This window comes from Arenimonas sp., from assembly GCF_041913985.1.
In the GTDB taxonomy this organism is placed as follows: domain Bacteria; phylum Pseudomonadota; class Gammaproteobacteria; order Xanthomonadales; family Xanthomonadaceae; genus Arenimonas.
Genome location: NZ_JAYSEG010000016.1, coordinates 1 through 26,280, shown reverse-complemented (window position 1 = coordinate 26,280; position 26,280 = coordinate 1). Strand labels below are relative to the sequence as shown.

Genomic DNA, 26,280 nt, shown 5'->3' with positions numbered 1-26,280 from the left:
GCGTCAAACAGGCTCGTTTTCGGCCAGGAAGGCCAGCAGCCGGGCCTCGTCCCAGACCTCGACGCCGAGTTCCCGGGCCTTGTCGAGCTTGGAACCGGCGGCTTCGCCGGCGACCAGGAACGTGGTTTTCTTCGACACGCTGCCGGCCACCTTGGCGCCCAGGGCCTGCAGGCGGGCGCCGGCCTCGTCGCGGGTGAGCGCGGCCAGCGCGCCGGTGAGCACCACGGTCTGCCCGGCCAGCGGACCCTCGGCGGCACGCTGCGGAGCGCCTTCCGGCCAGCGCACGCCGGCGGCGCGCAGGGCGGCGATCACTTCGCGGTTGTGCGGCTCGGCGAAGAAGCCGGCGATGCGCGCGGCCACCACCGGGCCCACGTCGGGCACCTCCAGCAGGGCCGCCTCGCCGGCGTCCATCACCGGGTCGAGCGCGCCAAACCAGCGTGCCAGCACGCGCGCGGTGGATTCGCCCACGTCGCGGATGCCCAGCGCGAACAGCAGGCGCTCGAGCGTGGTGGCCTTGCTGGCGGCGATGGCCTCGACCAGGTTCTCGGCCCACCGGGTGGCCACCTTGCCGGCCTTCACGGTCTCGGGCACGGTGCCGTCGCGCTCGTCGGCGCGGCGCTTCATTTCCAGGAAGTCTTCCAGCGTGAGCGCGTACAGGTCGGCCACCGTGCGCACGTAGCCGAAATCCACCAGGTCCTCGATGAAGCGCTCGCCCAGGCCCTCGATGTCCATGGCCTTGCGCGAGGCGAAGTGGATCACCGCCTGCTTGCGCTGGGCCGGGCAGAACAGGCCGCCGGTGCAGACGATGGCCGCGCCCTCGGCGTATTCGATGCCGCCGGCCTTGGTCTGCCTGAGCACCTTGCGCACCGCCTCGGTGTGAGAACCGCAGGCCGGGCACGCGGACGGGAATTCGTAGGGCGGGTGCAGCGGCTCGCCGCGGGCGTCGCGCGGGCGGCGCTCGTCGACCACGCGCACCACCTCCGGGATCACGTCGCCGGCGCGGCGCACGATCACGGTATCGCCCACGCGCACGTCCAGGCGCGCGATCTGGTCGGCGTTGTGCAGCGTGGCGTTGGTGACCGTGACGCCGGCCACCTGCACCGGCGCCAGCCGCGCCACCGGCGTCAGCGCGCCGGTGCGGCCCACCTGCACTTCGATGGCTTCGACCGTGGTGAGCTGCTCCTGCGCCGGGAACTTGTGCGCGATGGCCCAGCGCGGCGCGCGCGAGACGAAGCCCATCGCGGCCTGCTGGTCCTGGCGGTCGAGCTTGTAGACCACGCCGTCGATGTCGTAGGGCAGCGCGTCGCGGCGCGCGCCGACGGCGGCGAAATAGTCGAGCAGGCCCCGCGTCCCGCGCGCCACCGACACCTCCGGCGACACCGGGAAACCGAAGGCCTTGAGCGCCTGGAGCATCTGCGAATGCCGCGACGGCACCGCCCAGCCCTCGGTGACGCCCAGGCCGTAGGCGTAGAAGCTCAGCGGCCGCGCGGCGGCCAGCTTCGGGTCCAGCTGGCGCAGCGAGCCGGCCGCGCCGTTGCGCGGGTTCGCCAGCACCTTGCCGCCGGTGGCGCGCATGCGTTCGTTGTAGGCCTCGAAGCCGGCGCGCGGCATGTAAACCTCGCCGCGCACTTCCAGCACCGCGGGCGCGGCGCCGCGCAGGCGCAGCGGGATGGCCTTCACCGTGCGCAGGTTCTGGGTGACGTCCTCGCCGGTGGCGCCGTCGCCGCGGGTGGCGCCGCGCACGAACACGCCCTGCTCGTAGCGCAGGCTGATGGCCAGGCCGTCGAGCTTGGGCTCGACCGAGAACTCCGGCTCCGCCACGCCCAGTTCGCGCTCGATGCGGCCGACGAACTCCGCCACTTCCTCGTCGCTAAAGGCGTTGTTGAGCGACAGCATCGGCGCTTCGTGCACCACCTGCTCGAAGCCCGGCAGCACCCCGGCGCCGACGCGCTGGGTCGGCGAATCGGGCGCGCGCAGCGCCGGGTGCGCCGCCTCCAGCGCCTGCAGCTCGCGCAGCAGCGCGTCGTACTCGGCGTCCGGGATGGCCGGGTCGTCGAGCACGTGGTAGCGGTGGTTGGCGTCTTCGAGCAGGCGCCGCAGCTCGGCGGCGCGATGGGCCACGTCGGTCATGGCGGCGTCAGCGGGTGGTACGCAGGTCCCACTTGCTCTGCTTGCGGTCGTAGTTGCGCAGGTCCTCGCGGATGTGCGCGATGCGCTGGCGGCCGAGCGCGTTGCGCTCCTCGTCCAGCAGCACGCCATCGAGCAGTTCGGCCAGGCGCTGCGCCGTGGGCAGCATGGCGTCCCAGGCGTCCAGGGCCGACACGGGACCCGGCAGCGCCATGAAGAAGCTGATGCCCGGCGTGCGCAGTTCCTGGATGTTGGCCATGTCGAACGAACCCGGTTTGACCAGGTTGGCGACGCTGAACACCGGGCCGAGCTCGGGGTGGTTGTCCACCAGGCGGTGGAAGATGTTCATGTGGCCGTAGACCAGGCCGGCCTTCTCCGCCGCGACCACCAGGTCGGGCCCGTGGAAGGCCTGGCCGGCGCGCGCGGCCAGGAACAGGCTGACGACCTTGTCGAAGTTCTCGTCCGGACGGGCGCCGGGCGCCGGCGGGCCGGCCGGCGCGCGGTCGGGCACGGGTTCGCCGGCCAGGGTCTTCTCGAGCAGGTCGAGTTCCGACTGCTGCACGGGCATGCCGGATTCGGCGGTGCTGGCGTCGGCCTCGAGGATTTCGCGCAGCGTGGGCTCCTGGCGGCCACCGGGACCGGCCTCGCGCGCGGGGGCCGGCGTGCGCTTGCCCTGCCCCGGCTTGCGCCGGCTGGTGAAGATGATCACCGCGAACAGGACCAGCGCCGCGACGCCGATGGCGATGCGCAGCAGCGTGGTGTCGCTGAGTCCTTCGAGCATGGTGGATCTCCCTGTTTGCCCGCGGAATGATGCCCGATTTCGTCGCCCGGGTCAGGCGGCGCCGGCCAGGCGCGCGGCCTCGGCCAGGTCCACCGACACCAGGCGGCTCACGCCCGGCTCGCGCATGGTGACGCCGGAGAGCTGCTTGGCCGCCTCCATCGTCGCCTTGTTGTGGGTGACGAACAGGAACTGCACCTTCTCGCTCATCTCGGTGACCATGGCGCTGAAGCGGCCGACGTTGGCCTCGTCCAGCGGCGCGTCCACCTCGTCGAGCAGGCAGAACGGGGCCGGGTTGAGCCGGAAGATGGCGAACACCAGGGCCACGGCGGTGAGCGCCTTCTCGCCGCCCGAGAGCAGCGAGATGTTCGACACGCGCTTGCCCGGCGGGCGCGCCATGATCGAGACGCCGGTGTCGAGCAGGTCTTCGCCGGTGAGCTCGAGGTAGGCGTGGCCGCCGCCGAACAGGCGCGGGTAGAGCTCCTGCACGCCGGCGTTGACGCGGTCGAAGGTTTCCTTGAAGCGGCCGCGGGTTTCGCGGTCGATCTTGCGGATGGCCTCTTCCAGCGTTTCCAGCGCCGAGGTGAGGTCGGCGTTCTGGGCGTCGAGGTAGGTCTTGCGCTCGCTCTGCTCGCCGTATTCCTGGATGGCGGCCAGGTTCACCGGCTCGAGGCGGCGCATCTTGGCGTCGATGTCGGCCACGGCCTTCTGCCAGGCCTCGACCTCGGCCTCGGAGGTGAGCGAAGCCAGCACCTCGTCGAGCGACAGGCCGGCGGCCACGATGGCCTCGGACAGCTGGCTGGCGCGCAGCTCCAGCGCCTGCTGCTGCAGGCGCCTGGCCGAGATGGCCTCGCGCTGCGACAGGGCCTGCTGGTCGCGCTGCTGGCGCACCTGCTCGTACTTGCGCATCTCGCCCTCGATGCCGTCGAGCGCGGAGCGGGCGGCGGCCAGGTCGCGCTCGACCACCACGCGCTGGTCGAGCGCGGACTGGCGCTGGGCCTGCAGGGCCACCACCGGGGCGTCGCCGTCGGCGAGCTGGGCCTGCAGTTCGTTCAGGCGCACCTCGAGCTGGGCCTTCTGGCTGCCCATGCGCGCCAGCGACTGGCTCAGCGCCACCACGCGGGCGCGCTGCGATTCGAGCGTGAGCGCCAGCTGGTGGGCGGCGTCGCGGGCCTCGCGGGCGCTGTTGCGGGCGGCGTCGCGCTGCTCGCCGAGCGTGCGGCGCTGGGCGTCGAGCGCCTGGCGCTCGGATTCGAGGTCGCCCATCTTCGCCACCGCCTGCTCCAGGCGCGCGCGCGCCTCGCGGGCGTTGGCCTGGCATTCCTCCAGCGTGGTGGCCAGGGTGGCCAGCTCGCCGTCGATGCGCCCGACGCGGGCCTGGGCCGATTCGAGCCGGCTCTTCTGGCCCTGCAGCTGGCCGGCCAGCTCGGACACGCTGCGGTGCGCGAGGTAGAGCGCGCGCTGGGCGTCCTCGCGGTGCTGCTCGGCCTCGAGCAGCTTGTCGCGCATGGAAGTGAGGCCTTCGTTGAGGGCCTGCTCCTTCTTCGCCAGCGCGTCGATTTCGGCGCGCAGCGACTGGATCTCGCGTTCGCGGGCCAGCGCGCCCTGCTGGGCCTCGCCGCTGCGCAGCACGCGCAGCCAGCCCGGGCCGAGCCATTCGCCGGCGCGGGTGATGGCGGCCTCGCCCTCGCCCAGCGCCAGCCGGCGCGCGGCGGAGGCGTCTTCGGCGGCGTGCACCTTGGCCAGCAGGCGGCGCACGGCGTCGGGGCCCTGCACCTTCGCGGCCAGCGAACCCGCCGGCGCGGCGAAACCGCTGGCCTCGCCGCTCACCAGGGCGACGCGGCCCTGGCCGAGGCTGGCGATGGCGTCGAGGAAATCGGCCGGCGCGTCCACGGTGACGGCCTCGAGCAGGCTGCCGAGCACGGTTTCCACCGCGGTTTCCCAGCCGGCCTCCACCTGCAGGGCCTCGCCCAGGCGGGCGTTGCCGTCGATGCCCTGGCCCTTGAGCCAGTCGAGCGCGACGTTCTTTTCCTGGCCCAGCGCGGCGTGCTGCAGCGCCTCGAGCGACGACAGGCGGCCGCGCGCGGCCTGGCCCTGCTTGCGCACTTCCGCCAGCTCGGACTGTTGCTGGCGCTGTTGTTCCTGCAGGGCGCCGAGGGCGGCCTTGCGCTGCTCGAGCTGCTCGCCCAGGGCGTCCAGCCCGGCCTTCTGGCCGTCGTGGTCGGCGGTGAGCTGGGCCAGCGCGGTGGTGATGGCGCTGGTGTCTAGGGTGCCGCGCTCGTTGGCCAGGGCCTCGCGGCGGCGGCCGGCGTCGAGCGCCTGCTTCTCGAGGTATTCGATCTTGGTGCGCTCGACCTCGGCCCAGCGCGCGGCCTCGGCCTGGGCCTTGGCATAGGCGTCCCAGCGCTGCTGCCAGTCGTGCAGCGCGGCCTCGGCGGCCTTGAGGGCCTCCTGGCGGCCGCCGTCCTGCTCGCGCAGCGTGGCCAGCTGCGGGTCGGCGGCGGCGATGGCGTTGTGCAGCTCGGCCAGCTGGCGCTCGTCGCCGCTGATGTGCTCGCCCACCTGGGCGAAGGCCGCGTCGGCCTCGGCGCGGGCGGTTTCCAGGCGCTGGCGCAGTTCCTTCTGGTGCTGGATCTGCTGTTCGATGCGGGCCAGTTCGCCGCCCACGCGGTAGACCTCGGCCTGGGCCTTGCCCAGCGCCTCGCTGGCCTCGCCATGCTGGCTGCGGCAGGCCTCGATCTGGGCCTCGGCCTGGCGCTGGTCGGCCAGCAGCGACTGCAGCCTGATCTCGTCCTGGGTGAGCGCGTCGTTGAGCGCCTTGAGGTCGGCGTCGTAGCGCCGGAATTCCAGCGCCTTGAGCTGGGCGTCCTTGTTCAGGCGCTCGGCCTGCAGGGCCTGGTACTGCTCGGCGGCGCGGGCCTGGCGCTTGAGGTGCTCGAGCTGCTTGTCCACTTCCTCGCGCAGGTCGCCCAGGCGGTCGAGGTTCTCGCGCGTGCTCTTGATGCGCGACTCGGTTTCCTTGCGCCGCTCCTTGTACTTGGAGATGCCGGCGGCCTCCTCCAGGTACACGCGCAGGTCCTCGGGCTTGGCCTCGATGATCTGGCTGATCATGCCCTGCTCGATGATCGAGTAGCTGCGGGCGCCCAGGCCCGTGCCCAGGAACAGGTCGGTGATGTCGCGGCGGCGGCAGCGCGCGCCGTTGAGGTAGTAGTTCGACTGGCCGTCGCGGCTGACGCTGCGCTTGACCGAGATTTCGGCATAGCGGGCGTATTCGCCGCCGATGCTGCCCTCGGAGTTGTCGAAGATGAGCTCCACCTGGGCCTGGCTCACCGGCTTGCGCGCCGAGGAACCCGAGAAGATCACGTCGGTGAGCGAGTCGCCGCGCAGGCGGCTGGCGGAGCTTTCGCCCATCACCCAGCGCACCGCGTCGATGATGTTGGACTTGCCGCAGCCGTTCGGACCGACGATGCCGGTCATGTTGGTCGGCAGGTGCATCACCGTGGGGTCGACGAAGGATTTGAAGCCGGACAGCTTGATGGTCGAAAGGCGCATCGGTTCTGGGTTCTCAGTCGGCCGGCCAAACGAGCCGGCCACGGGGCACGGGGGTGTCCCAAGTCATTGTTTTAATTGGCATAGTGCGGTCCCCACACCGCAGCCGTGGGCCAGTATAGCAGCGCCCCGGCCGGCTCCCGCCTAGGCTTCTTCGGGGGTGCGGGCGTGGATGGAGAGGGCGTGGATGTCGCTCTGCATCAGGCTGCCCAGGGCCGCGTAGACCTTGCGGTGGCGGGCCAGCGGTGGCAGCCCGGCGAAGGCCCGGCTGACGATGTCGACGGAGAAATGGCCGCGGCCGTCGCGGGCCCCGGCGTGGCCGGCGTGCTTGTGGCTGTCGTCCACCACCTGCAGCTCGATGGGCGCCAGCGCGGCCTCGAGCATGGCCCGGATCGCGGCGGGCCGCTCCTCGCGCGGCAGGCTCATGGCAGCACCGGCCGGAACGGCCGGACCTCGACGCGTACGTACACACCGGCGGCCAGGTAGGGGTCGGCGTCGGCCCAGGCGCGGGCGGCGGCCAGGTCGGGGAACTCGGCCACCACCAGGCTGCCGGTGAAGCCGGCCGGACCCGGGTCCTCGGCGTCGATGGCGGGCAGCGGGCCGGCCAGCTTCAGCCGGCCCTCGGCCGCCAGCGCCTGCAGGCGCGCAAGATGCGCCGGGCGCGACTCAAGCCGCGCGGCGAGCGAGTTTTCCCGGTCGGTTCCGAGGATGGCGTACCACATTGGCGACCCCTGTTTCGCCAAGACACGCGGGCATTATGGCCCAGCAATGCCGCCGGCGGCACCCTCAGTCCAGGTGCATGCCCTTGTAGCGGGTGTTGTGCGGTTCGCGAACCTCCTCCGCCGGCCGCGACGCGGTGTAGTAGTACATCGCGATCGAGCGTCGCCAGACGCCCTCGGGCGTGGCCAGCGGCGCCGGGTGGCCGTGGAAGGTGTCGCTGCGGGTACTGAAGACCACGGCCCGGTTGAACAGCGGCGCGATGGACCTCACCCGGTGCGAGGCGTCGGTGGCCCACAGTTCCAGGTCGCCCAGGTATTCCGGCTTCCAGCCTTCGTTGAAATAGATGAGCAGGTTGATGCGGCGGTGCACCTGCAGCGCCGGGTGCCAGTTGAAGTCGGCGTGCACGCCCAGGTGCCCGCCCGGCCCCACCAGGTGCACGCCGCCGCCCAGCAGGTGCGGGTCGGGCAGCAGGTGTCCGATGCCGGTGAGCTGTTCCAGGAAGCGGATCATCGGCGCCGAGTTGAGCTCGTGCAGGGCGCGCACCACGGTTTCCGGCAGCACCTCTTCGCGCGAGGTGGCCAGCTTCATCTCGAAGCCGGTGGCGGCGTAGCGGTCCCAGGGGATGTCGTCCCGCGGGCCCGGGATGGCCGCCGAGATCGCCCGCGCGGCTTCGGGCCGCAGGAAGTCGTCGATGACCAGGTGCGGGAAGGGGTCGGCGGCGGCATAGGCCGCGCGCTCGCGGGCGGCCAGGGCGTCGAGGCGGGCCGGATCGAAGATGAAGTCCATGCGCGAACGATAGCGAGTGGCCGCGACCGGTGTCGAACGCTTCCGCATGGCCGCCCGCGACAGGCACAATCAGGCATGGCAGAACGCTTGATGCTCCATCCGGTCACCCCGCAGCAGCGCCTCGTGGACAAGGCGGTGGCCATCCTGAAGGCCGGCGGGCTGGCCCTGGTGCCCACCGACGCGGGCTATTCGCTGGCCTGGGCCCTGGAGTCCCGGGAGGCCGAGGAGCGCGTGCAGCGCCTGCGCGAACTGGACAGCCGGCACCCTTTCACCTTACTCTGTCGGCAATTGAGTGAGGCCGGCCGCCTGGCCCGGCTCGACGATCGGGCCTTCCGGCTGATGCGATCGCTGACCCCGGGGCCATGCACGTTCATCCTGCCGGCCTCCCCGGATTTACCCAAGCGCATCAAGAACGCGGGTCGCAGCAAGCGCCGGGACATCGGCATCCGCCTGCCCGACCACGGCGTGACCCGGATGCTGCTGGAGTCCATCGGGGAACCCCTGTTGTCCACCAGCCTGGTGCTGCCGGACGAAGAACATCCGAACAGCCACGAGGCCGGCGAAGTGGCCGACCGGTGGTTGCGTTGGGTTGACGTGATGCTGGACGCCGAGGACTGCGAGCCCGGCCCGACCAGCATCGTGGATTGCACGGGCGACGAACCCGTGGTCGTGCGCCAGGGCTTCCACCCCGTGGCGCTGTGACACCGACATTCCGGGCCGGAGGGGCCCCCGCTCGATGAGAGCCACGAACCTTTGCACGAGCCTTCGATGAGCGAACCCGCCGCGCCCGAAACCGAGCGCCCGGCCTTCCCGGCCCAGCCCCAGCAGCAGGAAATGCCGCTGGCGGTGTTCAAGGGCCAGCCGGTGCTGCAGATGCCGCAGGACCTGTACATCCCGCCGGACGCGCTCGAGGTCATCCTCGAGGCCTTCGAGGGCCCGCTCGACCTGCTGCTCTACCTGATCCGCCGCCAGAACCTGGACATCCTGGACATCCCCGTCGCCGAGATCACCCGGCAGTACGTCGACTACATCGGGGTGATGCAGGACCTGCGCTTCGAGCTGGCGGCCGAATACCTGGTCATGGCCGCCATCCTGGCCGAGATCAAGTCGCGCATGCTGCTGCCGCGCCCGCCGGCGGAGGAAGGCCTGGAGGCCGACCCGCGCGCCGAGCTGGTGCGCCGCCTGCAGGAGTACGAGCGCTTCAAGAAGGCCGCCGAGGACATCGACCAGCTCGACCGCCTCGACCGCGACACCAGCCTGGCCAGCGCCCACGTGCCCGACCGCACCGTGTCGCGCCAGCCGCCGCCGGTGGACCTGCGCGAAATGCTCATGGCCCTGCGCGACGTGCTCAAGCGCGCCGAGCTCTACACCCACCACGCCATCCGGCGCGAGGCGCTGAGCGTGCGCCAGCGCATGGGCGAGGTGCTCAGCCGGCTCTCGGACCGCCAGTTCCACGGCTTCGAGACCCTGTTCAGCCCAGAGGAAGGCCGGCTGGGCGTGGTGGTCACCTTCCTGTCGATCCTCGAGCTCGCCAAGGAGCAGCTGCTGGAGATCGTGCAGGAGGCGCCGCTGGCGCCGATCTACGTGAAGTCGCTGGCCGCGGGCGAAGGCCCCGGCGAGGACGACCTCCCGGAACCGACCTCGGACGGCGCCGACGCGCCGAACGACTAACCCACGAACCGCGAGTCCATGGACCAGACCCTGATCCGACAGATCGTCGAGGCCGCCCTGCTGGCCGCCCCGCAGCCCCTCACCCTGGCCCAGCTGGCCGGCCTGTTCCCCGAGGACGAGCCCGCGCCGGCCGGCGGCATCGAGCAGGCCATCGCCGAGCTGCAGGAAGAAGGCGCGCACCGCGGCGTCGAGCTGGTCGAGGTGGCCTCGGGCTTCCGCTTCCAGGTCAAGGCCGACGTGCACGCCTGGGTGGCGCGCCTGTGGACCGAGCGCCAGACCAAGTACACCCGCGCCACGCTCGAAACCCTCGCGCTCATCGCCTACCGCCAGCCGATCACCCGCGGCGAGATCGAGCAGATCCGCGGCGTGGCGGTGAACACCAACACCATCAAGCAGCTCGAGGAGCGCGAGTGGATCCGCGTGGTCGGCCACCGCGACGTGCCCGGCAAGCCGGCGCTGTTCGGCACCACCAAGGCCTTCCTCGACTACTTCGGGCTCAAGAGCCTGGACGAACTGCCGCCGCTGGCCGAGCTCAAGGACATCCCCGAGCTCGAGCCGCAGCTGCCCTTCGACACCCTGCCGCCGGCCGGCGTGGCGAACGCCGCGATGGCCCATGACCTGGCCGACGCCACCGGCGAAGCCGGCGACGAGGCCGAAGACACCGAAGAACACGACGACGCCGTCGAGACGACGACCGCCCTTTCCACCGATGAGGCCGGCGACGACGCCGCGCCGGAGCAAACGCAATGAGCGACACCCGCAAAGTCCTTTCCCTGAAGGCGAAAGGCAGCGACAACTCTTCCACCAAGATCGAGGAGCGCCTGCACAAGGTGCTCGCGCAGGCCGGCCTCGGCTCGCGCCGCGCCCTCGAGGAACGCATCGCCCAGGGCCTGGTGAAGGTCAACGGCGAGGTCGCCCAGACCGGCCAGTCGGTGAAGGGCGGCGACCGCATCGACATCGACGGCAAGACCTTCGTGGCCACCGCGTTGACCGAGCCGGCCAGCGTGCTGCTGTACAACAAGCCCGAAGGCGAAGTGACCACGCGCGAAGACCCCGAGGGCCGCGCGACCGTGTTCGAGGCGCTGCCGCGCCTGAAGGGCGCCCGCTGGATCGCGGTGGGCCGCCTGGACATCAACACCACCGGCCTGCTGCTGCTGACCACCGACGGCGAGCTCGCCAATGCGCTGATGCACCCGTCTAGCAACATCCAGCGCGAGTACGTCTGCCGCATCCACGGCGAAGTGCCCGACGCGGTGGTCGACCGCCTGGCGCGCGGCGTGGCGCTCGACGACGGCCCGGCCAAGTTCGACGAGATCGAGCGCATCGGCAGCTCCGACTCGCACGCCTGGTTCCGCGTGGTGCTGTCGGAAGGCCGCAACCGCGAGGTGCGCCGCCTGTGGGAATCCCAGGGTTACCAGGTGAGCCGCCTCAAGCGCGTGCGCTACGGTTCCATCCCCCTGCCCCGCCTGCTCAAGCGCGGCCACTGCGAGGAGCTGCCGCAGGCCGAGGTGCAGAAGCTGCGCGCCCAGTTCCAGCTCGAGAACAACCCGCCGGTGCTCACGCTGCAGCCGGTGATCGGCCAGCGCAAGTCGCGCCCCACCGAGATCCGCGTCGGCAAGGACCGCAAGCAGGCGTCCTACGTCAACGGCTCCATCGACGACGAGGCGCGCGAGCTGCGCCGCTTCGACCACGTGCGCGAAGAGCCGCGCGGCCGCGGCCGTGGCCGCCCGGGTAGCGGCGCCGGCAAGCCGTTCGCGGGCAAGGGCAAGCGTGGTCCCGCCAAGCCCTTCAGCGGCCCGATGGGCACCGACGCCCCGGCAGGCGCGCGTCCGGCCCGCGCCGGCGCCGGTGGCAAGCCCTTCCGCGGCAAGCCGCAGGGCGGCCCGCGCGACGACAACTTCGGCAACCGCATCGACGGCCCGCGTGGCAACAAGCCGGCCGGCGCCGGCGGCTTCAACAAGAAGCCGCGCGGCCCGCGCGGCGACGCCCAGCCCACGCACCACGGCGCCCACGAGAACTCCAACCCGGCGGCCTTCCGCAGCTGGTACGTGCCCGAGGGCGTGGAAACCGGCTCGAAGGTGGCGCCGCCGCGTGGCCAGCGCCCGGGCAAGCCGGCGGGCCCGCGTCCGCAGGGCGCCGGCCGCCCGTATGAAAACCGCGGCGGCAAGCCCGGCGGCCAGCGCGGCGACAGCCCCTATGCCGGCCCGCGCAAGCCGGGCGGCGGCGGTCCGCGCAAGCCCGGCGGTGGCGGCGGTGGCGCGCGCCCGGGTGGCGGCGGTGGTCCGCGTCCCGGTGGCGGCCCGCGCGGCTTCAAGCCCAAGCGTCCCGAAGGCCTGCCCTCGGACGACTGATAGATGACCCGCCTGGAAGCGCGCTGCCTGGCGCGCCAATGGTTCTATCCGTTCCGCCTCGCCTCCGGCGCGGTGACGGAAACCTACGTCAGCCCCGAGGTCGCGCTGATCCACCAGACCCGCCTGCAGATGCTGCAGGCGGCGGTGGCCGGGCACTTCGGTTCACCGGCAAGGCCTGGCGTGAAAGCCATCGACCTCGCCTGCCACGAAGGCTGGTTCGCGCAGCAGCTGCCGGCGCTGGGCATCACCGACGTGCTGGGCGTGGACGCCCGCCAACAGCACGTGGACGACGCCCGGCTCGTCGCCGAGGCCTGCGGCCACGAGGCCCTGCGCTTCCGCCAGGCCGACGTGCATTCGCTCGACCCGGCCCGCGACGGCCGCTTCGACCTGGTGCTCTGCCTGGGGCTCATCTACCACCTGGAAAACCCGGTGGGCGCCCTTCGCACGGCGCGCGCGCTCACCGCCGAGGGCGGCCTGTGCCTCATCGAAACCCAGGTCGCGCCCGGGCTCTCGGGCGCCATCGACTACGGCCACCACACCTTCGTGAAGCCGCTGATGGGCAGCTTCGCCATCGTCGATGAAACCGACGAAACCCACGGCCCCGAGACCTCGACCACCGGCATCTGCCTGGTGCCCAGCCTCGAGGCGCTGCTGTGGATCCTGCGCAAGGTCGGCTTCCGCCACGCGCAGGTGCTGCCGGTGCCGGCGGGCGGCTACGAGCAGCTCGCGCACGGCAAGCGCGTGATGGTGGCGGCGACCGCCTGAGTCAGTCGAGCAGCGTGAACCGGTCGGCGTCGAGCTGGGCCGGGAAACGCTCGCGGTGCTCGGCCAGCTTCGCGCCCGAAAGCACGGTGGTGGCCACCTGCGGCTGTTCGCCCAGCTCCACCAGCGGCATGCCCAGGAAGTCCAGCGCGGCGCTGTCGCCGCTGTAGGCGATGCCGTTGCCGTCGGTGCCGGCGCGGTTCACGCCCACCACGTAGCTCAGGTTCTCGATGGCGCGGGCGCGCAGCAGCGTGCTCCAGGCGTAACGGCGCGCGGCCGGCCAGTTCGCCACGAACAGCAGCAGGTCGTAGTCGAAGCGGCCTTCGGCCTCGGCGCCGAAGCGGTTGCGGATGAACACCGGGAAGCGCAGGTCGTAGCAGACCAGCGGGCGCACGCGCCAGCCTTTCAGCTCGACCGTGATCGGGTCCTTGCCCGCGGCGTAACGTTCGTGTTCGCGCGCCATGCGGAACAGGTGGCGCTTGTCGTAGTGGTGCAGCGCGCCGTCGGGCGTGGCCCAGAGCAGGCGGTTGTAGACGCCCTCGCCCACCCGCAGCTGCACGCTGCCGGTGACCACGGCGCCGAGCGCGGCGGCCTGCTCGCGCAGCCAGGCCACGGTGGGCCCTTCCATGGTTTCGGCCGAGGCCAGGGCCTCGTTGCTGAAACCCGAGGTGAAGGTTTCCGGAAGCACCACCAGGTCGGTGTGGCCGGCCAGCGGCGCGAGCGCGGCGCCGTAGCGCGCGCGGTTGGCGGCCGGGTCGTGCCAGGCGGTGTCGCCCTGCACCAGGGAAACGCGCAGGTCGGGCAGGCTCACAGCTTTTCCAGGCGTTCGATGGCGGCGTCGAGCGTGGGCTCGACCTTGGCGAAGCACAGCCGCGCCAGGCGCTGGCCCGCCGGCGGCGTTTCGTAGAACGGCGACAGCGGGATCGCCGCCACGCCCTTCTCGATGGTGAGCCAGCGGCAGAACTCGGCGTCGGGCAGGTCGCTGACGGCGGAATAGTCGACCAGCTGGAAATAGCCGCCCGGCACCGGCAGCGGCTTGAGCCGGGTACGGCCGAGCTGCCCGCGGAATCGGTCGCGCTTGGCCTGGTAGAAGGCGCCGAGCTGCTCGTAGTGCTCCGGCTCCTGCTCGATCATAGCGGCGAACGCCCACTGCGCCGGGGCGAAGGTGCAGAAGGTGTTGTACTGGTGCACCTTGCGGAACTCGGCGCTCAGCGCCGGCGGCGCCACCACGTAGCCCACCTTCCAGCCGGTGCAGTGGTAGGTCTTGCCGAAGCTCGACACCACGAAGGCGCGCTCGGCCAGCTCGGGGTAGCGCAGCACGCTCTCGTGCCGCACGCCGTCGAAGATGATGTGTTCGTACACCTCGTCCGACAGCAGCAGCACCTGGCTGCCGCGCAGGATGTCGGCCAGCACCGCCATGTCCTGCGGGCCCAGCATGGCGCCCGAGGGGTTGTGCGGGCTGTTGATCATCAGCATCCGCGTGCGCGGGGTGATGGCGTCGCGCACGCGCTGCCAGTCCACCGAGAAATCGACCGGGTCGAGCGGCACGTGCACGGCTTTCGCGCCGGCCAGGTCGATGGCCGGCTCGTAGCAGTCGTAACACGGGTCGAGCACGATGACTTCCTCGCCCGGCCGCACCACCGCCAGCACGGCGTCGAAGATGGCCTCGCTGGCGCCGGAGGTGACCGTGACCTCGGCGTCGGCGTCCACCGCGCGGCCGTAGCAGCGCGCGGTCTTGGCGGCGATGGCCTGGCGCAGCGCCGGGATGCCGGTCATGGGCGCGTACTGGTTCTTGCCCTCGGCCATGGCGCGGGCGAGTTCATCGACCAGCCGCTGCGGCACCGGGAAATCGGGGAAGCCCTGGCCCAGGTTCACCGCGCGATGCTCCAGCGCCAGCTGGGACATCACGGTGAAGATGGTGGTGCCGACCTTGGGCAGCTTGGTTTCGGGGGTCATCGGTTTTCCTTGGCCGGGCTCAGGGCGCGCAGCCCTGGGTGCTGCCCAGCGGCACCACGCTGTCGGCCACGTTCCAGCCGCCGGCGACGCCGTTGGCGAAGGTGGCGTCGAGCGTGATGCCGGTGATGGCGGTGGCGCCGTACTGGCGCGACACCGTGCCCACCGCCGTGCGCACCGGCGCCGAGTAGGCCCCCAGCGGCGCGAAGCCCTGCAGCTGGTCGAGCTGCACCGGGTTGTTGCCGGTATTGAAGGCCCCGCCGCGCTCGGCCGCCAGGAAGCGCGGCACGCCCAGGTTGTCGTAGATGAAGGCGGCGATGAACTCGTAGCCCGGGTGCACCTGCACGCTGTAGCCGCTGCCGGCGCGGGCCGGGTCGAACCAGTTGGCGCTGCTGTCGAGCGGCTGGCCGCCCACGCTCGGGCAGCCGGTCAGGAAGGCGTCCATGGACTCGACGCCGGTGAAACCGTCGAGGTTGTAGGCGAACGAGAACTGCTTGTCGGTGACCGCGGTCATCACCGCGTTGCCCACCTGCACAAGGTGGTTGGCGCTGCCGTTCCAGGCCGCGCGGTAGATCGGCGTGCTCCAGCTGCCGTTGTCGCCCGGCTGCGGCGCCTGCATGTAGTACCAGGTGGGCGTGCCGTCCTGGAAATACGTGTACCAGAGCACCGCGCGCTCGGCGCCGGCCGGGTACATGAAGATGCCGTGGCCGCCGCGGGCGGGCGCGTAGTAGGAGCCGCCGCGCACCACCAGCGGCGCGCTGGTGGCGTCGATGGTGGCGCTGACCGCGACCTCGGCCACGCCGCCGCCGGTGTTGACCGGGGTGACGTACCAGCGGCCCGGCTGCAGGCTGCCGCCGGAGACGGTGAGCACCTGGTTGGCGCCCGCGGCGGTGGCCGAGAGCACGCCCGGCGCGTCGCGGGCCGGGGCCGGCGCCACCACGGGCGCGCCCGGGCTGGCCACGCGCGCGGCGTACAGCGACACCGAACCGGTGCCCTGGGTGCGGAAGGTGACCGAGGTGGCGTTGGCCGGCACGTCGAACACCAGGGTGTCATGCGCCGCGCCCGGGGCCAGGCGCACGTTGCGCGCCACGCCCGCCGACAGCGCGAACGGCGCCAGCGTGCTGGTGGTGCGCACCAGGCGCACCGGCACCTCGATCACGCGCTCGCCCGGTGCGGCCTCGACCAGGAGCAGCGCACGGCGTTCCTCACCGGCCGCCAGGGCCGGCACGTCGTAGCCGATGCGGACCGCGAACGGCGTGTCGGCGGGCACGTTGCCCGGGCCGGTGGCCACCAGCGCGCCGCCGGTGCCCGGCACCGCCGCGATGACCGTGCGCGAGACGGTGACGTTGCTGCCGGCGCCGGACCAGTTCTGCGCCATCAGCCAGTAGGTCTGCGCGGCCGCGGCGCCGTTGACGGTGAACTCGCAGTCCTCGTTGGACGCCGCGGTCGTCGAGCGGCACAGCTCCTCGGACTCGTCCGGGCGGCCGTCGTTGTCGATGTCGCGGCCCACGAACAGGTCGATGTCCGGCGCCGCGGCGCGGGTGGAAACGCTCACGCGGTGGCGCACGCCGGCGCCGGCCGGGATGGTGAAGGTCTCGTAGTAGTTGCTGGTGACGTCGTCGTAGATGTCGGTGTTGGTGGGGTCGACCGTGATGTTGCGCACCGAGGTGGCGGGTACCGCCAGGTCGGTCATCAGGAAGCGGGCATTGGGCAGCGGCAGCAGCGCGTCCAGCGCCACGTCGGCGTAGCCACGCTCGCGGCTGGCGTCGATGGCCACCTCGGCCGGCACGCCGCCTTCGCTCGCCACCGGCGAGGCGTACACCGCCACCGGCAGGCGCAGGTTGGGACGGCCGTCGCCACTGGTGTTGACCAGCGTCACCGCGCCGTAGACCCAGGTGCCGGGCAGGCCGGCCGCGCTCACGTTGATGTCGAAGGTGACGGCGGTGCCCTGGGCGCTGGAAACGAAGCTGGCCGTTCCCGGCGTGATCGTGGCGCCGCCCGAAAGCTGGGCCTGCACCGTGTAGCTGGCCGGGTTGGCGCCGGGCATCAGCTTGAAGCTGCGGGTGAGCTGGCAGCTCTGGAAGCAGCCCGCGTGCGTCATCGTCGGCAGGTTCAGGGACTCGGCGCCGCCCGTGAACACGGCCGCGCGCGCGTTGCGGAAGCTGCCCGCCGGCACTTCCATGTAAAGGCCGGCGCGGGCCGCCAGGGCCACGTCCACGCGGCCGGCGCCCTGCTCGTGCGGGTTGGCGAAGGGAACGCCCGAGCGCACCACCGGCTGCGCCGTCAGGCTCAGCGCCGACATGACCTGGTCGGCCGTCATCGACGGATTGGTGGACTTGAGCAGGGCCGCGGCGCCGGCGACGTGCGGCGTCGCCATCGAGGTGCCGTTGAGGGTGGCGATGGCGGTCGAACTGCCGATGTACGCGGCGGTGATGGTCACGCCCGGCGCGGTGATGTCGGGCTTGAGCACACTCAGCGGCACGACCGGGCCGCGGCCGCTGAAGCTGGCCAGGATGTCGGCGGCGATGTTGCCATTGCGGTTGGAGGAGGCCGCGGCGACGCCGAAGGTCCAGGGCGAGTTGCCCGGGTTGGTCACCGTGCCCGGGTTCGGGCCGTCGTTGCCGGCCGCGACCGCCACCACCACGCCGGCCTCGCGCGCGCCCAGGAAGGCCTCGGTGTCGTTGTACGGCGCCTGGCCGATGTAGGCCCAGGGATCTTCGCTGCCGCCGCCGATGGAATAGTTGATGACGTCCACGCCGTCGGCCACCGCCTGGTCGATGGAACGGATCAGCGCGGAGCCATCGCAGCCTTCGCTGTCGTCGGGGCAACCCTTGTAGGCGATGATGTTGGCGCGCGGCGCCACGCCGGTGTAGTTGGTGAGGTAGGCGTTGCCGGCGGCGGTGGCCGCCACGTGGGTGCCGTGGCCGTCGGTGTCGGCCGCCTCGCCCAGGCCCGAGTTGCCGATGGTGAAGTCCCACAGGCCGATCAGCTTGTTGTTGCAGGCCGCGGGCGTGCCGGCGCAGTAGCCCTTGTAGCTGCCCAGCGGGTTGGTGAAACCGGTGCCGGAGAAGGCGACGTGGCTGCGGTTGATGCCCGAGTCGATCACGCCGACCACCATGCCCTCGCCGCGGCGCGCGGTGCCGGTGGCGGCGCCGCTCCACACGTCGTCGGCGTTGATCCAGGCCGGGCCGTACTGGGTTTGCAAGTAGCGCTTGAAGTCCGGGCGCACCGCCTCGACGCCCGGCACGCCGCGCAGGCGCGCGGCTTCGCCGGCGGTCAGGTCGAGCGCGACGCCGTTCATGGCGTGCTGGTAGACGTATTGCGGTTCCAGCGTCCGGCCCAGCAGGGCCGAGGCCTCGGCCAGGCGCGCGCGGCGCAGCTCGGCCAGGTAGTCCAGGTAGGCGGTGGCTTCGACGCTGCGGGCGTCGTACTTGCGGGCGCCGGTGGCGACCGGGCTGGTGGGCGCCAGCTTCGGGCGGCGGCCGTCGCCGGGCTGGAAGCCGCGGAAGCTGCCGGCCGCCGGCTCCTCGAACACCACGATCCAGCGCGACAGCGCTTCCGAGCGCTTCTCCACCGCGGCTTCGGGACGGGCCAGCGCGTCCTGCGCGGGCGCGGCGAGGCCCAGTCCGAGGGCGATCGCGAGCATGAGGGGGGTTGCACGCATGGTCTGGCTGTCCTGCAGATGAACGAAGTTCCCGATTCTCACCGACACGGGTGTGAATCTCAAACAAAGAGGGCGTCAAAGGTGATTGACGAGCGTCATGGACACTGATTGAAGCGAGTCGGTAGCATTCCCGCGCCATGAAGCCCTCCGAGCCCGCCGACGCCCCGCTGCTGCAAGCCCGCGGGCTGGCGTTCTCGCGCAACGAGGAGCCGGTGTTCGGTCCGCTCGACTTCGAACTGCGCCCCGGGGAAGCCCTGCTGGTGCTGGGCGGCAACGGCGCCGGCAAGACCACCCTGCTGCGCGTGCTGGCCGGCCTGCTCGACGCCAGCGGCGGCGAAGTGCGGCTGCAGGGCCGCCCGGTGGACCGGCACCACCTGGCCCGCGGCAGCGCCTACCTGGGCCACCTGCCCGGTCACAAAGGTGAACTGGGCACGCTGGAAAACCTGCAGTTCGCCCAGGCGCTCAACGGCGGCGCCCCCGCCGACCTCGAGCAGGCCCTGGCCGACGTCGGCCTGGCGGGCTACGAAGACACCCCGGCCCGGCGCCTCTCGGCCGGCCAGAACAAGCGCCTGGGCCTGGCCCGGCTGCGCCTGCAGTCGGCGCCGCTGTGGCTGCTCGACGAGCCCTACGCCAACCTCGACCTCGACGGCATCGCGCTGGTGAACCGGCTGATCCAGGGCCAGGTGGCCCGCGGCGGCGCGGTGCTGCTGACCACCCACGGCGCCTACGCGGCGCCGCCGGTGCCGGTGCGCACGCTGGAACTGGGCCCGTCCCGGAGGACCGCGTGAGGGCGCCCTCGCTGCTCGCCGCCGCGCAGGCGCAGGCGCGCCGCGACCTGCGCCTGGTCTGGCGCCGCCGCGGCGACGCCGCCCAGCCGCTGCTGTTCGCCCTGATGGTGGTGGCGCTGTTCCCGCTGGCCCTGGGCTCGGACCCGCAGCAACTGGCGAAGATCGCGCCCGGCGTGCTCTGGGTGGCGGTGCTGCTGGCCGGCCTGCTCACGCTCGATTCGCTCTACCGCGGCGACCTGGAAGACGGCAGCCTCGAACAGATGCTGCTGGCGCCGGTGCCCCTGGCCTGGCTGCTGGCGGTGCGCGTGGCCGTGCACTGGGCCACCACCGCCCTGCCCCTCGTGCTGGTGGCGCCGCTGCTGGCGGAATTCCTGTTCCTGCCCGGGGAACTCCTGCCCGTGCTGATGGTCTCGTTGGCGCTGGGGACGCCGCTGCTGAGCCTGCTGGGCGCGGTGGTGGCGGCGCTCACGGTCGGGATACGGCGCTCTGGTATGCTTCTGGCCCTGCTGGCGCTGCCGCTGTTCCTGCCAGTGCTGGTGTTCGGCGCCGGCAGCGTGATGGCCGCCGCACAGGGCCTTCCCTGGGCCGGTGCGCTGCTGCTGCTGGCGGCCGGCCTGGTCCTCGCCCTGGTGCTTGCCCCGCTCGCCGCCGCCGCGGCGATCCGTATCGCCCTGACCTGACCGACGACGCCAACGCCGTGAATCCCGTCCTGCTCTGGTTCCACCAACTCGGTTCGCCGCCGACCTTCGACCGCTTCGCCGCGCGCTGGGCGCCCTGGGGCTTCGGCCTGGGCCTGCTGGGCATGGCCATCGGCATCTACGGCGCGCTGTTCGTGGTGCCCGCCGACTACCAGCAGGGCGACAGCTACCGAATCCTCTACATCCACGTGCCGGCGGCCTGGATGAGCCTGTTCGTGTACGGGCTGATGGCCATCTACGCCGGCATCGCGCTCATCTGGCGCATCAAGCTCTGCGAGATCCTGGCCATGGCCTGCGCGCCCATCGGCGCGCTGTTCACCGCCGTCACCCTGGCTACCGGTTCCATCTGGGGCAAGCCCATGTGGGGCACCTGGTGGGACTGGGACCCGCGCCTCACCTCCGAACTGGTGCTGCTCTTCCTGTACCTGGGCGTGATCGGCCTCAACGCCGCCATCGAGGACCGCCGCGCCGCCGCGCGCGCCGCCGGCTTCCTGGCCATCGTCGGCGTGGCTCTGCTGCCGGTGATCCGCTACTCGGTGGAGTGGTGGAACTCGCTGCACCAGGGCGCCACCATCAAGCTCTTCGGTGAATCCACCATGGACGCCTCCATGGCCTGGCCGCTGTGGGTGATGGTGCTGGCCACCAAGTTCTGGTTCTTCGGCTCGCTGCTGCAGCGCGCGCGCGCCGACAACCTCGAGCGCGAGTCCGGCAAGGACTGGGCCCGCGCCGCCGCGGGGGTGCCGCGATGAGCTACCTCGAGTACGTCGTAGGCGCCTACGCAGTGTTCGCCGCCTACCTGGCCTGGGATTTCCTGGCGCCGCGCATCCGCCTGGCGCGGGCCCGCCGCAACATCGTGCAGCGCGCCCGCCGCGAGGCCAGCCGCAACACCGGAGTCGTCGAATGATGCACCCCACCCGCAAGCGCCGCCTGTGGCTGGTGCTGGGCCTGGTGGCCGCTTCCGCGGTCGCCGCCGGCCTGGTCACCCTGGCCCTGCGCGAGAACATCACCTACCTGTACACGCCCAGCCAGGTCTATGCCGGCGAAGCCGCCGACCAGGCCGTGTTCCGCCTGGGCGGCATGGTCGCGAAGGACAGCCTCAGGCGCGAGGAAGGCACGCTCAAGGTCAGCTTCGGCGTCACCGACGGCGACGCGGTGATGACCGCCCATTACGAAGGCATCCTGCCGGACCTGTTCCGCGAGAACCAGGCCGTCATCGCCACCGGCCGCCGCCAGGGCGACGAATTCATCGCCACCCAGGTGCTGGCCAAGCACGACGAGCAGTACATGCCGCGCGAAGTGGCCGAGGCCATGGGCAAGGCGCACCAGAAGCACAAGGTGGACGACAAGGCCAAGCCCGACGGCCAGGGAGCCTACTAGGTGCTGCCCGAACTCGGATTGGTGAGCCTGGCGCTGGCCCTCTTGCTGGCGCTGGCGCTGTCGGTGCTGCCGCTGCTGGGCGCCCAGCGCGGCCTGGCTCCCTGGATGGCCACGGCGCGGCCGCTGTCGTACGCGCTGCTGGCGGTGGTGTCGGTGTCGTACGCCCTGCTCACCTGGGCCTTCCTGCAGCACGACTTCTCGGTGGCCTACGTGGCCCAGAACTCGAATTCGCTGCTGCCGCGGGCCTACCAGCTGACCGCGGTGTGGAGCGCGCACGAAGGCTCGCTGCTGCTGTGGCTGTGGTTCCTGGTGCTGTGGACGGCGCTGGTGGCGCGTTTCTCCAAGGCACTGCCGATGCCCGTGGTGGCGCGCGTGCTGGCGGTGATGGGCATGATCGCGGTGGGCTTCCTGGCCTTCACGCTGTTCACCTCGAACCCGTTCGAGCGCCTGCTGCCGGCCGTGGCCGAGGGCCGCGACATGAACCCGCTGCTGCAGGACCCGGGCATGATCTTCCACCCGCCCCTGCTCTACACCGGCTACGTGGGCTTCGCGGTGGCGTTCGCGTTCGCGGTGGCGGCGCTGATCGACGGCAAGGTCGACGCGCAGTGGGTGCGCTGGAGCCGGCCGTGGACCAACGTGGCCTGGGCCTTCCTGACGCTGGGCATCGCGCTCGGCAGCTTCTGGGCCTACTACGAGCTGGGCTGGGGCGGCTGGTGGTTCTGGGACCCGGTCGAGAACGCCAGCTTCATGCCCTGGCTGGTGGGCGCGGCGCTGCTGCATTCGCAGGCCGTCACCGAGAAGCGCGGCAGCTTCCGCGGCTGGACCCTGCTGCTGGCCATCGCGGCATTCTCGCTCTCGCTGCTCGGCACCTTCCTGGTGCGCTCGGGCGTGCTGACCAGCGTGCACGCCTTCGCCTCGGACCCCGAGCGCGGCATGTTCATCCTGGCCTTCCTGGTGGTGGTTATCGGCGGCTCGCTGCTGCTCTACGCCCTGCGCGCGCCGAAGATGGAAACCGGCAAGCCCTTCGCCGCCGCCTCGCGCGAAACCTTCCTGCTGGCCAACAACCTGCTGCTCACCGCCGCCGCGGCGATGATCCTGCTGGGCACGCTGTACCCGCTGCTGGCCGAGGCGCTGGACCTCGGCAAGATCTCGGTCGGCCCGCCCTACTTCGGCCTGCTGTTCGTGCTGCTGATGGCGCCGCTGGTGGCCCTGGTGCCCTTCGGCCCGCTCACCCGCTGGCAGCGCGAGGACCTCTCGCAGCCGCTGCGCTGGCTGGCGCCGTGGGCGGTGCTGGCGGGCGTCGTAGCCGTCATCACCTTCTTCGCCTGGCCGCATGGCACCGCCAAGACCGCGTTCGGCCTGCTGGGCGCGGCCTGGGTGCTGGCCGGCACCGCGCGCTTCGCCTGGCAGCGCCTGAAATCGACCAGCCAGGGACAGCGCTTCACCGCCGAGATGGTGGGCATGCTGCTCGCGCACGCCGGCATCGCCGTGTTCGTGGCGGGCGTGTTCATCACCGAAAGCACCAGCATCGAGAAGGACGTGGCCGCGCGCCCCGGCCAGCACTTCGAACTGCGCGGCCATGACTTCCATTTCGAAGGCGTGGAAAAGCGCCAGGGCCCGAACTACCTGGCCGATTACGGCACGGTGGTGGTGCGCCGCGACGGCCGCGAGATCGCCACCCTGCACCCGGAAAAACGCGCCTACGCCGCTGGCGGCCAGGTGATGACCGAGGCCGCGCTCGACGGCGGCCTGACGCGCGACCTGTACGTGGCGCTGGGCGAACCGCTCGACGAACAGGGCACCTGGGCCCTGCGCCTGTACGTGAAGCCCTGGATCCGCCTGATCTGGCTGGGTTCGCTGCTGATGGCCTTGGGCGGCTTCGTGGTGGTGTTCGACCGGCGCTTCCGCCGGCCGGTGAATGCGGGGGCGCCGGCATGATCAAGCGCCTGCTGCCGCTGCTCGCGTTCGCGCTGCTTGCCGTGCTGCTGGGCCTGGGCGTGCTGCGCAATTCCGGCAAGGACACCAGCGCCATCCCCTCGCCGCTGGTGGGCAAGCCGGCCCCGGCGTTCTCGCTGCCGGTGCTGGGCGAACCCGGCCGCCTGGTCACCAACGAAGACCTGCGCGGCGAGCCCTACCTGCTCAATGTCTGGGGCAGCTGGTGCCCGGCCTGCCGCGACGAGCACCCGGTGATCACCGAACTCGCCCAGAGCGGCCGCATCAAGGTCGTCGGCTACGACTACAAGGACGAACCCGAAGACGCGCAGCGCTGGCTGCAGCAGTTCGGAAACCCCTATTCGCTGGTCATCGCCGACCAGGACGGCCGCGCCGCGCTCGACTGGGGCATCTACGGCGCGCCGGAAACCTTCCTGGTGGACGCGCAGGGCGTGATCCGCTGGAAGTTCGTCGGCCCGCTCACGCCCGAGGTGGTGCAGCAGCAGCTGCTGCCCGCGCTGGAGACGCTGGAATGAAGGCCTGGCTGTTCGCCCTGCTGATGCTGCTCTCGGCCGCCGCCGGCGCCATGGACCCCATCGTGTTCCGCGACGACGCCGAGGAAGCCCGCTTCCGCGCGCTCAGCGCCGAGCTGCGCTGCGTGATGTGCCAGAACCAGTCGCTGGCCGACTCCAATGCCCAGATCGCCCACGACCTGCGCCTGCAGGTGCTGGAACTGATGCGCGAGGGCAAGAGCGACCGCGAGATCAAGGACTACCTGGTCGCGCGCTACAGCGAATTCGTGCTTTACAACCCGCCCGTGCGGCCCGCCACCTGGTTGCTGTGGTTCGGCCCGGGCCTGGTGCTGCTGGGTGGCCTTGCCGCCGTGGTGGTGGTGGTGCGCCGGCGCGCCGCCCAGGCCCCGGCGGCCGCCCCGTCCGAAGACGGGCAGGAGTGGTGATGGGCGACTTGCTGCTGGCCTCGCTGGCCTTGGTGGTGGGCGTGCTGGCCTTCGTGCTGCGCCCGCTGTGGAAGGACGCCAGGGGCACCGCCCTGGCGCTGGCGCTGGCTCTGCTGGGCGGCACCGCCGGCCTGTACGCGCTGCTGGGCACGCCCGACGCGCTCGACCCGGCGCTGGTGGAAACACCGAAGACGCTCGACCAGGCCATCGCGCAGCTCGAACGCAAGCTCGCCGACGAACCCGGCAGCGTGGAGGGCTGGGTGCTGCTGGGTCGCAGCCGCGCCTCGCAGGAAGCCTGGCCGCAGGCCGTGGAAGCCTTCGCCAGGGCGCAGGCGCTGCTGCCCGACGAACCGGACCTGATGATCGAATACGCCGACGCGCTGATGCGCGCCGCCGAGGACGGCCGCTTCCCCGCCAAGGCGGTGGAACTGCTCGAGCGCGCGGTCGAGCGCCAGCCGAACCACCAGCGCGGCCTGTTCTACCTCGGCGCCCAGCGCCTGCAGGCCGGCCAGCCGGCCGAAGCCGCGGACTACTGGGGCCGACTGCTGCCGCTGGTGGACCCGCAGACGGCCGAGGCCCTGCGCCCGCAGCTGGCCATGGCGCGCGAGCAGGCCGGCCTGCCGCCGCTGGCCGAGCCGGAGCCGGCCGCCGCCGGCCCCGCGCTGTCGGTCACCGTCGAGCTCGCGCCGGCGCTGGCCGCACGGGTGGCCGAAGGCGACACCCTGTTCGTGTTCGCCCGCACCACCGACGGCGCCGGCCTTCCGGTGGCGGTGAAGCGGCTGCCCGCCGCGGGTTTCCCGCTGCAGCTCACGCTCTCCGACGCCGACGGCCTGATGCCGGCGCAGAAGCTGTCCATGCAGGCGAAGGTGCGGCTGATGGCGCGTGTGTCGAAGTCCGGCGACGCCGGCGCGGCCCCGGGCGACCTGGAAGCCGGGCCGGTGGAGCTGGCGGTGGCCGACGGCGCCGCGGCGACGCTGGTGATTGGTAAAGTGGTGGAATGACCGAAACCGTTCCCCCCGGCACCCGCTTCGTCGACCTGCCCAGTCCCTTCCCGTTCAAGCGCGGCGGCGCCCTCGCCGGCGCGCGCATGGCCTACGAAACCTGGGGCCGGCTCAACGCGGCGCGCGACAACGCCGTGCTCATCCTCACCGGGCTGTCGCCGAACGCGCACGCCGCGGCGAACGAGGCCAACCCCGAACCCGGCTGGTGGGAAGCCATGCTCGGCCCCGGCAAGCCCATCGACACCGACCGCTGGTTCGTCGTCTGCGTGAATTCGCTGGGCAGCTGCAAGGGCAGCACCGGCGCCGCGTCGGTGGACCCCGCCACCGGGCGGCCCTACCGCCTCGATTTCCCCGACCTGTCCATCGAGGACGGCGCGCGCGCGGCGAAGGTGGTGGTCGAGGCGCTGGGCATCGGCACCCTCGCCTGCGTCATCGGCAACTCCATGGGCGGCATGAGCGCGCTGGCCTACCTGCTGCTGTTCCCGGGCGGCGCGCGTTCGCACGTGAACGTGTCGGGCAGCGCCCAGGCCCTGCCTTTCTCGATCGCCATCCGCTCGCTGCAGCGCGAGGCCATCCGGCTCGACCCGAACTGGAACCAGGGCCACTACGACGACCACGCCTACCCCGAGAACGGCATGCGCATCGCCCGCAAGCTGGGCGTGGTCACCTACCGTTCGGCCATGGAGTGGGACGGCCGCTTCGGCCGCGTGCGGCTCGACAGCGAATGCCGCGAGGACGACCCCTTCGGTCTGGAGTTCGAGGTCGAGCGCTACCTCGAGGGCCACGCGCGCCGCTTCGTGCGCACCTTCGACCCCAACTGCTACCTGTACCTGAGCCGCTCGATGGACTGGTTCGACGCGGCCGAATACGGCGGCGGCGACGTGATGAAGGGCCTGGCGTCCATCCGCGTGGAAAAGGCGCTGGCCATCGGCGTGCACACCGACATCCTGTTCCCGCTGCAGCAGCAGGAGCAGGTGGCCGACGGCCTGCGTGCCGGCGGCGCCGACGCCCGGTTCCTGGCGCTGGAATCGCCGCAGGGGCACGACGCCTTCCTGGTCGACATCGCCCGCTTCGGCCCCGCCATCGGCGGTTTCCTCGCCGGGCTCTGAAAAGAAACGGGGTCAGGTTCACTTATTGGCGGCTATCGCCGCCAATAAGTGAACCT

The 26,280-nt window shown here is 71.8% G+C and carries 23 protein-coding genes and 1 pseudogene; 15 read left to right on the top strand and 9 right to left on the bottom strand.

All coding sequences use genetic code 11. From position 1 onward, the window contains the following. Positions 1-3 precede the first annotated feature (3 nt). From ligA to ACE3Q2_RS07285, 6 genes are all read right to left on the bottom strand, one after another. Positions 4-2,130 carry an NAD-dependent DNA ligase LigA gene (gene ligA, locus ACE3Q2_RS07310; RefSeq protein ID WP_374473563.1) on the bottom strand — a complete coding sequence of 709 codons (2,127 nt, stop codon included), beginning with the start codon at positions 2,128-2,130 and terminating at the stop codon, positions 4-6. Between the two features lie 7 nt (positions 2,131-2,137). Beyond that, the gene (gene zipA, locus ACE3Q2_RS07305) at positions 2,138-2,908 is read right to left on the bottom strand and encodes a cell division protein ZipA (protein WP_374473562.1); all 771 of its coding nucleotides are present in this window, start codon (positions 2,906-2,908) and stop codon (positions 2,138-2,140) included. A gap of 51 nt (positions 2,909-2,959) precedes the next feature. Continuing rightward, positions 2,960-6,457: a chromosome segregation protein SMC gene (gene smc / locus ACE3Q2_RS07300; protein ID WP_374473561.1), complete on the bottom strand. Its 3,498-nt coding sequence runs from the start codon at positions 6,455-6,457 to the stop codon at positions 2,960-2,962. 141 nt (positions 6,458-6,598) lie between these two features. After that, complete coding sequence (locus ACE3Q2_RS07295) at positions 6,599-6,880, bottom strand: BolA family protein (RefSeq protein WP_231694072.1); 282 nt, start codon at positions 6,878-6,880, stop codon at positions 6,599-6,601. Continuing rightward, on the bottom strand, positions 6,877-7,176 hold the full coding sequence (locus ACE3Q2_RS07290; RefSeq protein WP_231694073.1) for a YciI family protein: 300 nt from the start codon (positions 7,174-7,176) through the stop codon (positions 6,877-6,879). Before ACE3Q2_RS07290 ends, ACE3Q2_RS07295 begins: the two co-directional genes overlap by 4 nt. Positions 7,177-7,240: 64 nt before the next feature. Beyond that, positions 7,241-7,960, bottom strand: a complete 720-nt coding sequence (locus ACE3Q2_RS07285) for a 2OG-Fe(II) oxygenase (protein WP_374473560.1) — start codon at positions 7,958-7,960, stop codon at positions 7,241-7,243. A 90-nt stretch (positions 7,961-8,050) separates the two neighbouring features. On the opposite strand from ACE3Q2_RS07285, the gene ACE3Q2_RS07280 reads away from it, so the two are divergent. The 5 genes and pseudogenes from ACE3Q2_RS07280 to ACE3Q2_RS07260 all read left to right on the top strand — a co-directional run bounded on the left by ACE3Q2_RS07280 (position 8,051) and on the right by ACE3Q2_RS07260 (position 12,747). Then, positions 8,051-8,662 (top strand): L-threonylcarbamoyladenylate synthase, encoded by a 612-nt coding sequence (locus ACE3Q2_RS07280; protein ID WP_374473559.1) that lies wholly within the window; start codon positions 8,051-8,053, stop codon positions 8,660-8,662. Between the two features lie 66 nt (positions 8,663-8,728). Further along, complete coding sequence (locus ACE3Q2_RS07275) at positions 8,729-9,631, top strand: ScpA family protein (protein ID WP_374473558.1); 903 nt, start codon at positions 8,729-8,731, stop codon at positions 9,629-9,631. An 18-nt stretch (positions 9,632-9,649) separates the two neighbouring features. Continuing rightward, a pseudogene (gene scpB, locus ACE3Q2_RS07270) lies at positions 9,650-10,295 on the top strand (SMC-Scp complex subunit ScpB); the annotation flags it as partial. 82 nt (positions 10,296-10,377) lie between these two features. Continuing rightward, complete coding sequence (gene rluB, locus ACE3Q2_RS07265) at positions 10,378-11,982, top strand: 23S rRNA pseudouridine(2605) synthase RluB (RefSeq protein ID WP_374473557.1); 1,605 nt, start codon at positions 10,378-10,380, stop codon at positions 11,980-11,982. Positions 11,983-11,985: 3 nt separating this feature from the next. Beyond that, positions 11,986-12,747 (top strand): class I SAM-dependent methyltransferase, encoded by a 762-nt coding sequence (locus tag ACE3Q2_RS07260; protein WP_374473556.1) that lies wholly within the window; start codon positions 11,986-11,988, stop codon positions 12,745-12,747. Position 12,748: 1 nt separating this feature from the next. Here the strand turns inward: ACE3Q2_RS07260 and ACE3Q2_RS07255 are convergent, their stop codons facing one another. The 3 genes from ACE3Q2_RS07255 to ACE3Q2_RS07245 are packed head-to-tail and all read right to left on the bottom strand — an operon-like array spanning position 12,749 to position 18,361. Then, positions 12,749-13,549 carry an amidohydrolase gene (locus ACE3Q2_RS07255; protein WP_374473580.1) on the bottom strand — a complete coding sequence of 267 codons (801 nt, stop codon included), beginning with the start codon at positions 13,547-13,549 and terminating at the stop codon, positions 12,749-12,751. A 2-nt stretch (positions 13,550-13,551) separates the two neighbouring features. Then, positions 13,552-14,700, bottom strand: a complete 1,149-nt coding sequence (locus tag ACE3Q2_RS07250) for a pyridoxal phosphate-dependent aminotransferase (RefSeq protein WP_374473555.1) — start codon at positions 14,698-14,700, stop codon at positions 13,552-13,554. A 19-nt stretch (positions 14,701-14,719) separates the two neighbouring features. Then, complete coding sequence (locus ACE3Q2_RS07245) at positions 14,720-18,361, bottom strand: S8 family serine peptidase (protein ID WP_231694081.1); 3,642 nt, start codon at positions 18,359-18,361, stop codon at positions 14,720-14,722. Between the two features lie 137 nt (positions 18,362-18,498). Here ACE3Q2_RS07245 and ccmA point away from each other — a divergent pair, with 137 nt between their 5' ends. The 10 genes from ccmA to ACE3Q2_RS07195 are packed head-to-tail and all read left to right on the top strand — an operon-like array spanning position 18,499 to position 26,224. Then, positions 18,499-19,149 (top strand): heme ABC exporter ATP-binding protein CcmA, encoded by a 651-nt coding sequence (ccmA, locus tag ACE3Q2_RS07240; protein ID WP_231694082.1) that lies wholly within the window; start codon positions 18,499-18,501, stop codon positions 19,147-19,149. Next, positions 19,146-19,829, top strand: coding sequence for a heme exporter protein CcmB (ccmB, locus tag ACE3Q2_RS07235; RefSeq protein ID WP_231694083.1), 684 nt, complete (start codon positions 19,146-19,148; stop codon positions 19,827-19,829). The genes ccmA and ccmB overlap by 4 nt, the downstream gene beginning before the upstream one ends. Before the next feature lie 17 nt (positions 19,830-19,846). Then, positions 19,847-20,596, top strand: a complete 750-nt coding sequence (gene ccmC, locus ACE3Q2_RS07230; RefSeq protein ID WP_374473554.1) for a heme ABC transporter permease CcmC — start codon at positions 19,847-19,849, stop codon at positions 20,594-20,596. Beyond that, positions 20,593-20,751, top strand: a complete 159-nt coding sequence (locus ACE3Q2_RS07225) for a heme exporter protein CcmD (RefSeq protein WP_231694084.1) — start codon at positions 20,593-20,595, stop codon at positions 20,749-20,751. Before ccmC ends, ACE3Q2_RS07225 begins: the two co-directional genes overlap by 4 nt. After that, positions 20,751-21,224, top strand: coding sequence for a cytochrome c maturation protein CcmE (gene ccmE, locus ACE3Q2_RS07220; RefSeq protein WP_374473579.1), 474 nt, complete (start codon positions 20,751-20,753; stop codon positions 21,222-21,224). The genes ACE3Q2_RS07225 and ccmE overlap by 1 nt, the downstream gene beginning before the upstream one ends. Beyond that, complete coding sequence (locus tag ACE3Q2_RS07215) at positions 21,225-23,162, top strand: heme lyase CcmF/NrfE family subunit (RefSeq protein WP_374473553.1); 1,938 nt, start codon at positions 21,225-21,227, stop codon at positions 23,160-23,162. Next, complete coding sequence (locus ACE3Q2_RS07210; RefSeq protein WP_231694087.1) at positions 23,159-23,692, top strand: DsbE family thiol:disulfide interchange protein; 534 nt, start codon at positions 23,159-23,161, stop codon at positions 23,690-23,692. The genes ACE3Q2_RS07215 and ACE3Q2_RS07210 overlap by 4 nt, the downstream gene beginning before the upstream one ends. Continuing rightward, positions 23,689-24,114 (top strand): cytochrome c-type biogenesis protein, encoded by a 426-nt coding sequence (locus ACE3Q2_RS07205; protein ID WP_374473552.1) that lies wholly within the window; start codon positions 23,689-23,691, stop codon positions 24,112-24,114. The genes ACE3Q2_RS07210 and ACE3Q2_RS07205 overlap by 4 nt, the downstream gene beginning before the upstream one ends. Beyond that, complete coding sequence (locus ACE3Q2_RS07200; RefSeq protein ID WP_374473551.1) at positions 24,114-25,115, top strand: tetratricopeptide repeat protein; 1,002 nt, start codon at positions 24,114-24,116, stop codon at positions 25,113-25,115. Before ACE3Q2_RS07205 ends, ACE3Q2_RS07200 begins: the two co-directional genes overlap by 1 nt. Next, positions 25,112-26,224, top strand: coding sequence for a homoserine O-acetyltransferase (locus tag ACE3Q2_RS07195; RefSeq protein WP_231694089.1), 1,113 nt, complete (start codon positions 25,112-25,114; stop codon positions 26,222-26,224). The genes ACE3Q2_RS07200 and ACE3Q2_RS07195 overlap by 4 nt, the downstream gene beginning before the upstream one ends. Positions 26,225-26,280: the final 56 nt, after the last annotated feature.